This is a genomic window from Microbacterium sp. R86528, from assembly GCF_044596335.1.
Lineage (GTDB): Bacteria > Actinomycetota > Actinomycetes > Actinomycetales > Microbacteriaceae > Microbacterium > Microbacterium marmarense.
Map to the genome: position 1 here is coordinate 1,516,986 of NZ_CP138996.1, position 13,592 is coordinate 1,530,577.

General features: G+C 64.2%; 9 protein-coding genes. 3 read left to right on the forward strand and 6 right to left on the reverse strand.

Annotated features, from left to right (window positions below):
• Positions 1-2 precede the first annotated feature (2 nt).
• The 5 genes from SJY18_RS07130 to SJY18_RS07150 all read right to left on the reverse strand — a co-directional run bounded on the left by SJY18_RS07130 (position 3) and on the right by SJY18_RS07150 (position 10,799).
• Positions 3-644 (reverse strand): hypothetical protein, encoded by a 642-nt coding sequence (locus SJY18_RS07130; RefSeq protein ID WP_396667052.1) that lies wholly within the window; start codon positions 642-644, stop codon positions 3-5.
• A gap of 130 nt (positions 645-774) precedes the next feature.
• Positions 775-4,641, reverse strand: a complete 3,867-nt coding sequence (gene rpoC / locus SJY18_RS07135; protein WP_337338988.1) for a DNA-directed RNA polymerase subunit beta' — start codon at positions 4,639-4,641, stop codon at positions 775-777.
• Positions 4,642-4,682: 41 nt separating this feature from the next.
• Positions 4,683-8,177, reverse strand: a complete 3,495-nt coding sequence (locus SJY18_RS07140) for a DNA-directed RNA polymerase subunit beta (RefSeq protein WP_337338987.1) — start codon at positions 8,175-8,177, stop codon at positions 4,683-4,685.
• Positions 8,178-8,468: 291 nt separating this feature from the next.
• Entirely contained in the window at positions 8,469-10,022 is a 1,554-nt protein-coding gene (locus tag SJY18_RS07145) for a 5-oxoprolinase/urea amidolyase family protein (protein ID WP_396667053.1), read from the reverse strand.
• 21 nt (positions 10,023-10,043) lie between these two features.
• Entirely contained in the window at positions 10,044-10,799 is a 756-nt protein-coding gene (locus tag SJY18_RS07150; RefSeq protein WP_396667054.1) for a 5-oxoprolinase subunit PxpA, read from the reverse strand.
• A 61-nt stretch (positions 10,800-10,860) separates the two neighbouring features.
• On the opposite strand from SJY18_RS07150, the gene SJY18_RS07155 reads away from it, so the two are divergent.
• The 3 genes from SJY18_RS07155 to SJY18_RS07165 all read left to right on the forward strand — a co-directional run bounded on the left by SJY18_RS07155 (position 10,861) and on the right by SJY18_RS07165 (position 12,897).
• Positions 10,861-11,727, forward strand: a complete 867-nt coding sequence (locus tag SJY18_RS07155; RefSeq protein WP_396667055.1) for a spermidine synthase — start codon at positions 10,861-10,863, stop codon at positions 11,725-11,727.
• 92 nt (positions 11,728-11,819) lie between these two features.
• Positions 11,820-12,347: a hypothetical protein gene (locus SJY18_RS07160; RefSeq protein ID WP_337338983.1), complete on the forward strand. Its 528-nt coding sequence runs from the start codon at positions 11,820-11,822 to the stop codon at positions 12,345-12,347.
• Between the two features lie 61 nt (positions 12,348-12,408).
• Positions 12,409-12,897 carry a SprT-like domain-containing protein gene (locus tag SJY18_RS07165; protein WP_396667056.1) on the forward strand — a complete coding sequence of 163 codons (489 nt, stop codon included), beginning with the start codon at positions 12,409-12,411 and terminating at the stop codon, positions 12,895-12,897.
• Here the strand turns inward: SJY18_RS07165 and SJY18_RS07170 are convergent.
• Positions 12,894-13,568, reverse strand: coding sequence for a 2-phosphosulfolactate phosphatase (locus SJY18_RS07170; RefSeq protein ID WP_396667057.1), 675 nt, complete (start codon positions 13,566-13,568; stop codon positions 12,894-12,896). The genes SJY18_RS07165 and SJY18_RS07170 overlap by 4 nt on opposite strands.
• Positions 13,569-13,592 lie beyond the last annotated feature (24 nt).

Consider the following 13,592-nt stretch of genomic DNA (forward strand, 5'->3'; position numbering starts at 1 on the left):
CGCTATTCGGCTGGTTCCGCCTCGCCCCACACGAAAGCACTGAGACGCGAGCCATACGATTCAGGATGCCACGCCGACTCGACGCTTGAGAGCCACCAGCCATCGCGTACCGTCTGCGTCTCGCGCACGTCACCGCTGGTTCGTGTGCAGTTCACGCCCGCATCGACCTCGGCGCAGGTGAAGCCTTCGCCCTCGAGCGACGCCTCGGCGATAGCGACGGCGTCTTCGCCCACTCGCGAGAGGGTTGACACCACGGTATGACCCTCGTGCCACCTCCAGTCGCACGTGACCCGAACGACAGGCTGCAGGGCATCGGTGAGCGCGGTGGCTTCGCTGGCAGGTGCGGCTGTTGTCTGCGAGAGCAAGGCACCGGCCTGCCACGCCATCACTGCCCACAACGAGTCGGGGTACATCGCGCGACAGTCGAAGTCACCTTCTTCCGCCGCCAGCTCGGTCGGGCTGGGCTGTTCGGACGGCACAGGTTCTGCCGTCGAGGCCTCGCGAAGCATGTCGCCGCCCCACTGGCTGAGAATGGGAGTCATTGGCGCTGCAAGCCAGACCAGGGCTGCCACGATCGCCGCACAGATCAAGCCGATGGGCACGGCAAGCCAGGCGTTGCGCCCACCGACTCGTGCCATCGTCATGCCTCCAAGCTCCACGCTAATCGCATCTCGCGAATGTCCTGCCACGGCACGGCATCGGGTGCCCAAGTGGCCGCGAAAACGACGAAGTGCCCCGGGAGGCCCGGGGCACTTCGCTCACTTCAGACGTTGACTAGTTGTAGCTCGTGAAGTCGTCGGTCGTGAAGCTGTCGAAATCGACATAGCTCAGGTCAGCATCGGTGTACGCGCCGTCGGAAGCGAAGATGCGGTGCGGGTAACGCTCGCTCTTTGCTTCTTCGGTTGCCTCGACCGTGACGTTGCGGTACTTGGTGAGTCCCGTTCCGGCAGGAATGAGCTTTCCGATGATGACGTTCTCTTTGAGGCCCATCAACGGGTCGCTCTTGCCGTCCATCGCTGCCTGGGTGAGCACTCGCGTGGTCTCCTGGAACGATGCGGCCGAGAGCCACGATTCGGTCGCAAGCGACGCCTTCGTGATACCCATGAGCTCGGGGCGACCCGAAGCCGGACGCTTGCCTGAACCGACCGCTTCGCGGTTGATCATCTGGTAGCGCTTGAAGTCAACAAGCTCACCCGGCAGCAACGTGGTCTCGCCGTGGTCGACCACGGTGACCTTGCGCAGCATCTGGCGAACGATGACCTCGATGTGCTTGTCGTGAATCGGCACACCCTGCGAGCGGTAGACACCCTGCACACCGTTCACGAGGTACTGCTGCACCTCGCGGGCACCCATGACACGCATGACCTCCTTGGGGTCGAGCGTGCCGACCAGAAGGGGCTGGCCGACCTCAACGCGGTCGCCGTCCTCAACGAGGAGGGTTGCGCGCTTGAGCACGGGGTAGACGTGCGGCTCGTCGCCGTTGTCGGGCGTGAGGATGACCTTCTTCGCCTTGTCGGTCTCGTCGATCGTGATGCGACCGGCGGACTCGGCAATGGGCGACGCGCCCTTGGGGGTACGCGCCTCGAAGAGCTCTTGCACACGGGGAAGACCCTGGGTGATGTCATCTGCCGACGCCGAACCACCGGTGTGGAAGGTACGCATCGTCAGCTGGGTTCCGGGCTCACCGATCGACTGCGCAGCGATGATGCCTACGGCCTCACCGATGTCGACGATCTTGCCGGTCGCGAGTGAACGACCGTAGCAGCGCGCGCACACACCGACGGCCGAGTCACAGGTGAGCACCGAGCGCACCTTGATGGTCTCGATACCACCCTCGACGAGCTTGTTGATGAGAACGTCACCCACGTCGTCGCCAGCAGCGGCGAGAACCTCGCCCTTGCCATCGACCACGTCAGCGGCGAGCGTACGTGCGAACACCGAGTTCTCGACGTTGGCATCCTTGACGAGCGCGCCATCAACGACTTCAGCGATCGTGAAGTCGAGGCCCTTGCGGGTGCCACAGTCTTCTTCGCGAATGATGACGTCCTGCGACACATCGACGAGACGACGCGTGAGGTAGCCCGAGTCAGCCGTACGCAGGGCGGTGTCAGCCAGACCCTTACGAGCACCGTGGGTTGCGATGAAGTACTCCGCAACCGACAGGCCCTCGCGGTACGACGAGATGATCGGGCGAGGAATGATCTCACCCTTCGGGTTGTTCACCAAGCCTCGCATACCCGCGATGTTGCGGATCTGGAGCCAGTTACCACGAGCACCCGACGACACCATGCGGTTGATGGTGTTGTCTGCCGGGAAGTTGGCGCGCATCGCCTTCTGAACCTCGTCGGTGGCCTCGGTCCAGATCTTGATGAGCTCCTGACGACGCTCGGCGTCTGTCGTGAGGCCCTTCTCGAACTGACCCTGAACCTTCGCGGCCTGCTTCTCGTAGCCGCCAACGATCTCAGCCTTGTTCGGCGGGGTGAGGATGTCGCTGAGTGCAACGGTCACACCCGAACGCGTAGCCCAGTAGAAGCCGGCGTCCTTGATGCGGTCGAGCGATGCAGCAACCTCAACCTTGGGGTATTCCTCGGCGAGCTTGTTGACGATCTGCGACAGCTTGCCCTTGTCTGCCTGCTCGCGAACGAACGGGTAGCCCTTGGGAAGGGTGTCGTTGAAGATCGCCTGACCAAGTGATGCGTCAAGCAGGCCGTGCTTCTCGTAGCCCTCGGGCGCTTCGCCCTCGAGGAACGTGAGGCCCGGAACGCGAATGCGCACCTTGGCCTGCAGGTCGAGGGAACCCTCGTCCTTAGCCATGATCGCCTCGCTGACCGACCCGAATGCACGCCCCTCTCCCGCTGCGCCTTCCTTGACCGTGGTCAAGTGGTGAAGACCGATGATCATGTCCTGCGAAGGCAGGGTGACCGGACGGCCGTCAGAGGGCTTGAGGATGTTGTTCGACGCGAGCATCAGAATGCGCGCTTCAGCCTGAGCCTCGACCGACAGCGGCAGGTGCACGGCCATCTGGTCACCGTCGAAGTCAGCGTTGAACGCTGCGCATACGAGCGGGTGAAGCTGGATTGCCTTGCCCTCAACGAGCTGAGGCTCGAACGCCTGGATGCCGAGACGGTGAAGCGTAGGTGCACGGTTGAGCAGCACCGGACGCTCGCGGATGATCTCTTCGAGAACGTCCCACACCTCGGGGCGCGTGCGCTCGACGGCACGCTTGGCTGCCTTGATGTTCTGCGAGTGGCCAAGGTCGATAAGACGCTTGATCACGAACGGCTTGAACAGCTCGAGAGCCATCTGCTTGGGCAGACCACACTGGTGCAGCTTCAGCTGGGGACCGACGATGATGACCGAACGGCCCGAGTAGTCAACGCGCTTTCCGAGCAGGTTCTGGCGGAATCGACCCTGCTTACCCTTCAGCATGTCGCTGAGGGACTTGAGGGCACGGTTGCCGGTACCGGTAACGGGGCGGCCGCGGCGACCGTTGTCGAACAGTGCGTCGACGGCCTCCTGCAGCATGCGCTTCTCGTTGTTGACGATGATCTCGGGGGCACCGAGGTCAATCAGACGACGAAGACGGTTGTTGCGGTTGATCACACGGCGGTACAGGTCGTTGAGGTCGCTTGTTGCGAAGCGGCCACCGTCGAGCTGAACCATCGGGCGCAGCTCCGGCGGAATGACCGGAACGACATCGAGCACCATCGACGCGGGCGAAGCACCGGTCGACAGGAACGAGTTGACGACCTTCAGACGCTTGATCGCACGGATCTTGCGCTGGCCCTTGCCCTCAGAGATCTGCAGGTGCAGGCTGTCGGCTTCGGCAGCGAGATCGAACGTCAACAGGCGACGCTTGATCGACTCCGCACCCATGTGAGCTTCGAAGTACTGACCGAAACGGTCCTGAAGCTCGTGGAAGATCTCGTCTTCACCCTTGAGCTGGCCGACCTCGAGGGTGCGGAAGTCTTCCCACACCTTCTCGAGACGAATGATCTGCTCGTCGAAGTTCTTGCGGGTTGCTGCCATCTCTTTCTCGGCAGCATCCTTGAGCTTCTTCTTCTGGTCAGCCTTGGCGCCTTCGGCTTCGAGAGCAGCAAGCTCCTCTTCCAGCTTCTGCAGACGGTTGGCAACGCGTGAGTCGCGACGCTCACCGAGAGTCTTCAGCTCAAGGCGAATGTTGTTCTCTTGCGTGGCCAGGTCGCGGTGACGAGCGTCTTCGTCGACCGAGATGACCATGTACGCGGCGAAGTAGATGACCTTCTCGAGGTCCTTCGGCGCCATGTCGAGCAGGTATCCCAAGCGCGAGGGAACGCCCTTGAAGTACCAGATGTGGGTGACGGGAGCCGCGAGCTCAATGTGGCCCATGCGCTCACGACGAACCGAGGACTTGGTGACCTCGACGCCGCAGCGCTCGCAGACGATTCCCTTGAAGCGCACGCGCTTGTACTTGCCACACGCGCACTCCCAGTCACGCGAGGGTCCGAAGATCTGCTCTCCGAAGAGACCGTCCTTCTCGGGCTTGAGCGTGCGGTAGTTGATTGTTTCGGGCTTCTTGACCTCACCGAATGACCAACGACGAATGTCGTCGGCGGTGGCCAGGCCAATGCGAAGCTGGTCGAAAGAGTTTGATTCGAGCACTAGTTCTCCTGTGTCGGAAATTCGTTCGTTGCCTGGCCGGATCAGATCTCGTCGATTGACGAGGATTCGAAGCGGCTCGAGATGTTGATGCCGAGCTCTTCCGCAGCGCGGAAGGCCTCGTCGTCGGTGTCGCGCAGGTTGACAGGGGTGCCGTCTGCCGAAAGTGCTTCAACGTTCAAGCACAGCGACTGCATCTCCTTGAGGAGAACCTTGAAGGACTCGGGAATGCCGGGCTCCTGAATGTTCTCGCCCTTGACGATGGCCTCGTACACCTTGACGCGGCCGAGGATGTCGTCGGACTTGATCGTGAGGAGCTCCTGCAGCGCGTATGCGGCACCGTAGGCCTCAAGCGCCCACACTTCCATCTCACCGAAGCGCTGTCCGCCGAACTGAGCCTTACCACCGAGCGGCTGCTGGGTGATCATCGAGTACGGGCCCGTCGAGCGTGCGTGGATCTTGTCGTCGACAAGGTGGTGCAGCTTCAGGATGTACATGTAACCCACCGAGACGGGTGCCGGGAACGGGTCGCCGGAGCGGCCGTCGAACAGCATCGTCTTACCCGAGGAGTCGACCAGACGCTCGCCGTCACGCGTAAGCGTGGTCGAGTCCAAAAGACCGGCGATTTCCTGCTCGAACGCGCCGTCGAACACCGGAGTGGCGACCTTCGTGTTCGGTGCAGCTTCGCGAGCCTCTTCTGGCAGCTTGGCCGCCCACTCGGGGTTGCCTTCGACCTTCCAGCCCTGCTTGGCGATCCAGCCGAGGTGAAGTTCGAGCACCTGGCCGAAGTTCATTCGACCCGGAATACCGAGCGGGTTGAGAACGACGTCGACGGGTGTGCCGTCGGGCAGGAAGGGCATGTCCTCGATCGGAAGGATCTTGGCGATGACACCCTTGTTGCCGTGACGACCAGCGAGCTTGTCACCTTCGGTGATCTTGCGCTTCTGGGCGATGTAGACGACAACGCGGCGGTTGACACCCGAGCCGAGCTCGTCGTCACCGTCTTCAGCGTTGAACTCCTTGACGGCGATGATCGTGCCCTGCTCGCCGTGAGGAACCTTCAGCGAGGTGTCGCGAACTTCGCGGCTCTTCTCGTTGAAGATGGCACGGAGCAGACGCTCCTCGGCGCTGAGCTCGGTCTCACCCTTGGGCGTGACCTTGCCGACGAGGATGTCGCCGGGGCGAACCTCGGCACCGATGCGGATGATGCCTCGCTCGTCGAGGTCCTTCAGCAGGTCGGGGCTGACGTTAGGCAGGTCGCGAGTGATCTCTTCCTTGCCGAGCTTCGTGTCGCGGGCGTCAACCTCGTACTCCTCGATGTGAATCGAAGAGAGGGTGTCGTCTTTCACGAGGTTCTGGCTGAGGATGATCGCGTCCTCGAAGTTGTGACCTTCCCACGTCATGAACGCCACGAGCAGGTTCTTGCCGAGCGCGAGCTCGCCATTCTCTGTCGCGGGACCATCGGCAAGAACTTCGCCAACATCAACGCGGTCGCCTGCAGAGACGATCACACGCTGGTTGTAGCTGGTGCCCTGGTTGGAGCGGTCGAACTTGCGCAGGTAGTACTCCTGCGTGCCGCCCTCGTCGAGCTGAACGGTGACGACGTCTGCCGACACCTCCATGACCACACCGGCCTTCTCAGCGGTGATGACGTCACCAGCATCGATGGCTGCGTAGCCCTCCATACCGGTTCCGACGACAGGCGACTCGCTGCGAAGCAGCGGCACAGCCTGACGCTGCATGTTGGCGCCCATGAGTGCGCGGTTCGCATCGTCGTGCTCGAGGAAGGGGATCAGCGACGTAGCAACCGACACCATCTGGCGCGGCGAGACGTCCATGTAGCCGATCTCGCTCGCGTGGAAGAGGTCGACCTCGCCACCCTGACCGCGACGAGCAAGCACACGCTCGTCGACGAATGCGCCGTCAGCCTTGAGCTCGACACCGGCCTGAGCAACGATGAAGTCGCTCTCTTCGCTGGCGGTGAGGTAGTCGATCTGCTCGCTGACCTTGCCGTCAATGACCTTGCGGTACGGCGTCTCGATGAAACCGAACGAGTTGATGCGCGCGAACGATGCGAGTGAGCCGATCAGACCGATGTTCGGGCCTTCAGGCGTCTCGATCGGGCACATACGGCCGTAGTGCGAGGGGTGAACGTCACGAACCTCAACGCCGGCACGCTCACGTGACAGACCGCCGGGCCCGAGCGCCGAAAGGCGACGCTTGTGCGTCAGACCCGCGAGCGGGTTGTTCTGGTCCATGAACTGCGACAGCTGCGAGGTGCCGAAGAATTCCTTGATCGCCGCGACGACGGGGCGCACGTTGATCAGGGTCTGCGGGGTGATCGCTTCGATGTCCTGCGTGGTCATGCGCTCACGCACAACGCGCTCCATGCGCGAAAGACCGGTGCGAACCTGGTTCTGGATGAGCTCGCCGACGGCGCGAATACGGCGGTTGCCGAAGTTGTCGATGTCGTCGGTAGCCAGACGGATCTCGGCGGGCTTGCCGCTGCGAATGCCGTCATACGCGAAGTCACCGCGGTGCAGGCGAACCATGTACTTGATCGTGGCGACGATGTCTTCGACGCTCAGAACCGAGTCGCTCAGCTGCTTGTCGATGCCCAGCTTGTGGTTGATCTTGTAGCGACCAACCTTTGCCAGGTCGTAGCGCTTCGAGTTGAAGTAGAAGTTGTCAAGGAGCGCGCGCGCAGCCTCGGCAGCAACCTGCTCGCCCGGACGAAGCTTGCGGTAGATGTCGCGAAGCGCATCTTCCTTCGTGAGGATGGTGTCTTTCGACAGCGTCTCTTCGATCGAGTCGAAGCCAGCGAACTCGGCGAGGATGTCTTCGGTGGTCAGGCCGAGAGCCTTGAGGAAGACGGTGACCGACTGCTTGCGCTTGCGGTCGATACGAACACCGACCTGGTCGCGCTTGTCGATCTCGAACTCAAGCCATGCACCACGGCTGGGGATGACGCGTGCCGAGACGATGTCTTTGTCACTCGTCTTGTCGGGCGTCTTGTCGAAGTACACACCGGGCGAACGCACCAGCTGCGAGACGACGACACGCTCGGTGCCGTTGATGATGAATGTGCCCTTGCCGGTCTGCAGGGGGAAGTCACCCATGAAGACGGTCTGAGTCTTGATCTCACCGGTCTGGTGATTCATGAACTCGGCCTCGACGTAGAGGGGGGCGGCGTACGTCTTGCCGCGCTCCTTGCACTCTTCGATCGAGTATTTCTCGGGCTCAAGGTAGGGGTTGGTGAACGAGAGTTGCATCGTCTCGCTCAGATCCTCGATTGGCGAGATCTCCTCGAAGATCTCCTCCAGACCGCTGATCTCGGGAACGTCGGTGCGTCCCGCCTGCTTGGCCTCCGCGACACGTTCGGTCCATGCTTCGTTGCCGACGAGCCAGTCGAATGACTCAGTCTGCAACGCGAGCAGGTCAGGGACCGTCAGCGTGTCGGAGATCTTGGCGAACGAAAGCCGCGATACTCCGCGGCCGTTCTTGAGGGTGGTGGTGGATGCGTTACGCGCAGCAGCCAAGGGGATTACCTCCGTGGGCCCGGGTAAGGGCTCGTTTCCTTGTCGTCAGGTGAAGGCTCTGTTTCCCCAAAATCAACTCGCCCCACTCCGCAACAGATCCGAAAATCAAGCGGGGGGCGCGCAGACACAGCCGACCACCATATGAGGGCAGGGGGATTCCAAGAGCGCAACTACCAACTATAGGCGGGAAGACGCGCCATGTCCAGCCGGATTCTTGACGAGGGTGGGATGCTGCGGTATAACTGCGCGCAAGACGCGCCTTCGGCCGCGAAAACCCCGGATTATCGCGGCTCAGTGCGGCGCATGCCGAAACCGCATCCGGGTGCCTGGCCGCGCTTGGCCGAGCAGCGAGAGCGCAGCATCCGTCACCACAGCGATAACCGGGTAGCCGCCGGTCACCGGACCGTCAGCCATCAGCACCGTCGGCTGCCCGCTCGGCGGCACCTGAATCGCGCCCGGCACCATCCCCTCGCTCGGCAGCTCACCGGCGTGCTCCCGCTCGAGCGGGGGTCCGTCGAGGCGGATGCCGACTCGGTCGGCGTTGTTCGACACCGTCCACACCGTGTCAAAGAACGCAGCGTGTGCGCTCGCCCCGAACCACTCAGCGCGCGGCCCCTCCGCAAGCTCGATGTCGAGGTCGCCGTCGTGCGGCGCATCCCATGGGCTCAGGTCGACGGGCGGAATCGGGCCGGCATGCTCTTCGCTCACTGTCATCTGTTGCGAGGCGCGCAGCGGCGGTCGCCCCAGGCCAGCGAGCACGTCGCTCGAGCGTGAACCCAGAATGGTGGGGCCAGCCCAGCCGCCACGAACGGCGAGATAGGCGCGCGCGCCGCGCGTGAACCAGTCGAGAAATAGCTCCTGACCACGGCGCCACTGCACAGGTCGATAGGGGTCGACGGGGTGACCGTCGAGTGTCACCGAGCCCGATGCGCCGGTGAGCGCGATCCACAGGTCACGATGGGCAGTCGCGCGAAACCCGCCCATCGTGACCTCGATCGCGGCGGCAGTCTCGGCGTTTCCGAGCAGCCGATTGGCGGTGCGCAAGGCGCGGCGATCCAGCGCCCCTGAAGGGGCTACGCCGAGAGAAGCCGCGCCCGGCCGCCCCAGATCCTGCAGGGTTGCGAGCAATCCCGATTCAACGATTCGAATGGCCGCGCCGGGATCGTCGACGCGCGCGGTGGCGACACCCGCAGGAGGGTTGAGAACATCCCCCGCGAGATCGTCGACCCTGCGAAAGCGCACGCGCATGCCGGGAGCAAGCAGCGCAGGGCGCTCGGCCTCGGGCGCGAACAGCGGCGCATCGGTGGTGCCGATGAGCCGCCACCCCCCGGGAGTCTCACGCGGATACGCTCCCGAGAAACCGCCTGCCAACCCGACAGCCCCTACCGGCACCCGGGTGCGCGGCGCATCGAGGCGCGCCACGTCGTGGGGCCAATCAGCACTCACCAGGTAGCCAAAACCCGGGGCGAAGCCGGTGAACGCCACCCGCCACTCGGCGCTCAGATGATCATCGATCAACCGCTCCACCGTGACACCGAGCAGCATGGCGGTGCCGGCGAGGTCAGCGCCGTTGTAGACGATGTCAATCTGCTGCAGCTCGCCCCGTTTTTCGGCGGCAGTGTCTGCCGCTTGGGCGCTCTCGAGCGCCCACGCGCGTGCGGCGGCAACACTCAGCACGCGCGGGTCTACGCGCACGAGCACCGTGCGTGCCGCGGGCACGAGGTCGATGACACCCTCGGGGCGCGAGGCGGCGAGCGACGCGTGCGTGGCGAGCACCTCGTCGAGCGTCGAGACTTCGAGCAGAAAAGCGCTCTCGCCCATCGGCAGGGCGCGCGCGGTCACCATGGCCCAGTCACCATGGCCCGCTCACCATGGCGCACGCACTGCCAGGCCGTCAGCGTCAAGCGCCGCCCTCACCGCACGCGCCATCTCGACCGCCGCCGGCGAATCGCCGTGAACGCAGAGCGATGCCGCGTCTGCGTCGATGAGCGTGCCACCTGCCGTCTCGACAACACCCTCGCGAGCTAGTCTCACCGCGCGAGCCGCGACGTGCACGGGATCGTCAAGCAGCGCCCCTGGCTCCCCGCGCGGCACCAGCGAGCCGTCGGCGCGGTACCCGCGGTCAAGAAAGGCTTCACGCACGAACGGAAGTCCCGCTGCTTCTGCAGCGCCGCGAATCTCACCGTCGAGACCGAGCACAGGCAGGGCACGCCCGAGCGTGGATGACAGGTCGCTGATCGCGCGAGCGACAGCATCCGCCACTTCCCTGTCGGAGATGACCGCGTGATAGAGGGCCCCGTGCGGTTTGACGTAGCGAATCTCGGCGCCCGCCGCGACGAGCGCGGCCAGCTGTGCCGCCACACTTGCGGCGAGCGCTGCGGGCTCGATGATCAGAGCGCTGCGCCCGAAGTTGGCGCGGTCAGGGAATGAGGGGTGCGCGCCGACAGCAACCCCGAATCGTGCGGCACGTTCGACAGCTTCGCGCATCGATGCGGTGTCGCCGGCATGCCCCCCGCAGGCGATGTTGGCGCTCGAGATGACAGCGAACATCGACTCATCATCGGCGGTCGGTCGACCGTCGACCGTCTCACCCAGGTCGGCGTTGAGGTCGATCGCGATCATGCCTCCACGCTAGCGGGGTCAGGCGCGTGGCGGGCGAGCACGCCACAGCTACCGTTGAGTCATGGCCCGTTCGAGAAACAACGCCCCTCCTCCGCCAGAGGCGCGGCTGCTCGACGGCACCATCGCACGGGTGATTCCTTCGCAATACGCCGGCGGGTGGGAACTCGATGTCAATGGCACTCCACAATCGCACGTTGACCTTGACGACCCGACACACCTGCACTTCGAATATGTCGCTCGCATGGGCGCCGTGATCGATCAGCTGCGCATGCCGCGCCAGCCCATCACCGCGGTGCACCTCGGCGCCGGCGCGCTGACGATTCCGCGCTACATCGAGACCACTCGGCCGGGGTCACGCCAGCAGGTCATCGAACTAGAGCCCGCTCTGTGGGATCTCGTGCGTGAGAACCTTCCCCTTCCCCGCGGCGCGTCAATTCGCGTACGCATCGGCGACGCGCGTGAAGGGCTCGGGCGACTGCCTGCGGGCATGATCGGCGCGGCACACCTGGTGGTGTCTGACGTGTACTCGGGGGCGCAGACGCCCGCGCACCTGACGACCGTGGAGTTCTACACCGAGGCCGCACGCTTTCTTGCGCCCGACGGAGTGCTGCTCATAAACATCGCCGATGGTGCCGGTCTGGCGTTCGCTCGGCGTCAGGTCGCGACGGTGTCGCGCGTGCTCGAACACGTGATCATCCTCGCCGAGGTGCAGACCCTTAAGGGGCGCCGATTCGGAAACCTCGTTGTTGCCGCCTCGCACGCAGCGCTGCCCACCGCGTGGCTGCCACGACTCATGGCTGCGGGCCCGCATCCTGCCAAGGTCGCCGAGGGACGCGAGGTCGAGGAGTTCGCCCGGGGTGCACGCATTGCCGCTGACGGTGATGCGACCGACTCACCGAAGCCCTCATCGACGCTGTTCGAACGATGATCGGATGCTGCAGATCGGCGTGCCGAGCCGGCAATTTGTGACCCACGGGTCACACTTGAATGGCGATTCACAGCACTGCAAAGGAGGTCAGGGTGAGTTACATCCTCGGGTACGACCCAGAAACCCTGCGCGAGAAGGTCAACCCCGCTCAGTGCCAGGAACGCCTTGACGAAATCGGCGAGCAGCGCTCGCTGCCCGCTCTTCTCGAGCGAGTGTGGCTGTTGAAGGTTCTCGGTCGAGCAGACGACGCTCTCGTGATCTCTGAGCAGTCTGTTCGCGTGGCTCGCATGGCCGGAACGCGCAAAGATCTGCTGAGGGCACGCATTCTGCACGCCTCGGTGCAGCAGGTGCGCGGCGCCTATGCCGCTGCCGAACAAGAGCTCGGCACCTGCGCAGAAGAAGCTGAGGGGCACGGGTGGGCAGGCATCGCCGCCTTCGCGTATCAGCACCGCGGCAAGGTGCACTTCGACGAGGGAAGCCTCGAGTCGGCACGCCACGACTTCAAGCGGGCGCTCTTCTTGCGCCAGGACGCTGGCGCCCCCGACGATCAACTCGAATCGACCTTGCTCGCCATCGACACGGTAGAGCGTCGCCGCGCCGCTGAGTCGGTCGCCAGCTGATTCGACGCCCGCACGCACCGGTCGCCCGCTGAGTGTCGTAGGTATGTTCTAGTCTCACCCCATGTCGGATCTAAACCGTGTGCGCCACTGGGCTGAGGCGCTGATTGCCCTTCACCTGGATGACTCGTGGTCGTTCAGTTTCGACAATGCGAAACGGCGAGCAGGGCTCTGCGATTACACGCGAAAACGCATCACCCTGTCTCGCTACCTCACGGCGCGCTACGACGACGACACCAATCACCAGACGCTGCTGCACGAGGTCGCTCACGCGCTCGCCGGCCCGAGCGCCGGGCATGGTGCCGCGTGGAAGCGAGTCGCGCGCGATCTGGGCTATGTGGGCGGCACCACGCACAACGGCGAAACGGCGACCGATCTGGCGCCATGGGTGGGCACCTGTCCGGCAGGGCACGTCGCGTATCGCCACCGCAAGCCCACCAGAGCCGCGTCGTGCGTGAAGTGCGCGCCGCGATACGACGAGCGCTACCTGTTCGCGTGGGCGCGTCGAGAGATCACGCCCGCAACCCGGCTGGCGGCGCAAATACCCCGCTAGTCGGCAACCGAGCCGCCGACAAAAACGCCCTCACGCAACACGGGCACCGCGGTAGACGCATCGACGTCAGCAGCGGCGAGTACGTCGCCCCGCGAACCCCCTGCGATGAGCTGCTGACCTGACCCCGATGCCGAAAGAAGGTGCCGCGTCGCCCCGCGCATGCCTCGGAACGCCTCTGCTGCGCATGCCGCCTCGGGCGACGTATGGTCAAGACCCAGGTCGGTGAGCGCACCGATGATCGCACCTGCTCCGAGGTGATCTTCGACCGCGAACCGCAAGCCGGTCTCGCCAGCAACTCGCTCACCCGCGGCGATGACCGCAATGCTCGTGCGCGCCCCTCGACGAAGCTGTTCGTCGGCGACCTCGCGCGCGACCGACGATGCGTTCCGAAGGCAGCCCAGAATGACAAGGGCACCGGTTGCCGCTGCCAAATCCGCCACCGCGACACCATGCAGTGCGTTGGCACGGGCTGCGGAGAGCGAGACGGTGTCACCAGCCTCAATGGCGCGCGTAGTCGTGGTCGAGAAACGCAACACGTCGACCACGATGACGACATCCGCCGGGTCGAGGTGCGCGAGCCCCTCAACACCCCACTCAAACCGCACCTGGTAGCGATGTTGATCGAAGAAGGAGCTCTCGCAAGCGGCCCCCGGCGTCTCAGACTCTTGCACCTACCGAGCCTAATCTGTCGCGTG

Bases quoted from the DNA above. Each gene is read 5' to 3' on its own strand.
- SJY18_RS07155 (WP_396667055.1), top strand. From the start codon at position 10,861: ATGGCCCGTTCGAGAAACAACGCCCCTCCTCCGCCAGAGGCGCGGCTG.
- SJY18_RS07150 (WP_396667054.1), bottom strand. From the start codon at position 10,799: ATGATCGCGATCGACCTCAACGCCGACCTGGGTGAGACGGTCGACGGT.
- SJY18_RS07130 (WP_396667052.1), bottom strand. From the start codon at position 644: ATGACGATGGCACGAGTCGGTGGGCGCAACGCCTGGCTTGCCGTGCCC.
- SJY18_RS07145 (WP_396667053.1), bottom strand. From the start codon at position 10,022: ATGGTGACCGCGCGCGCCCTGCCGATGGGCGAGAGCGCTTTTCTGCTC.
- SJY18_RS07165 (WP_396667056.1), top strand. From the start codon at position 12,409: ATGTCGGATCTAAACCGTGTGCGCCACTGGGCTGAGGCGCTGATTGCC.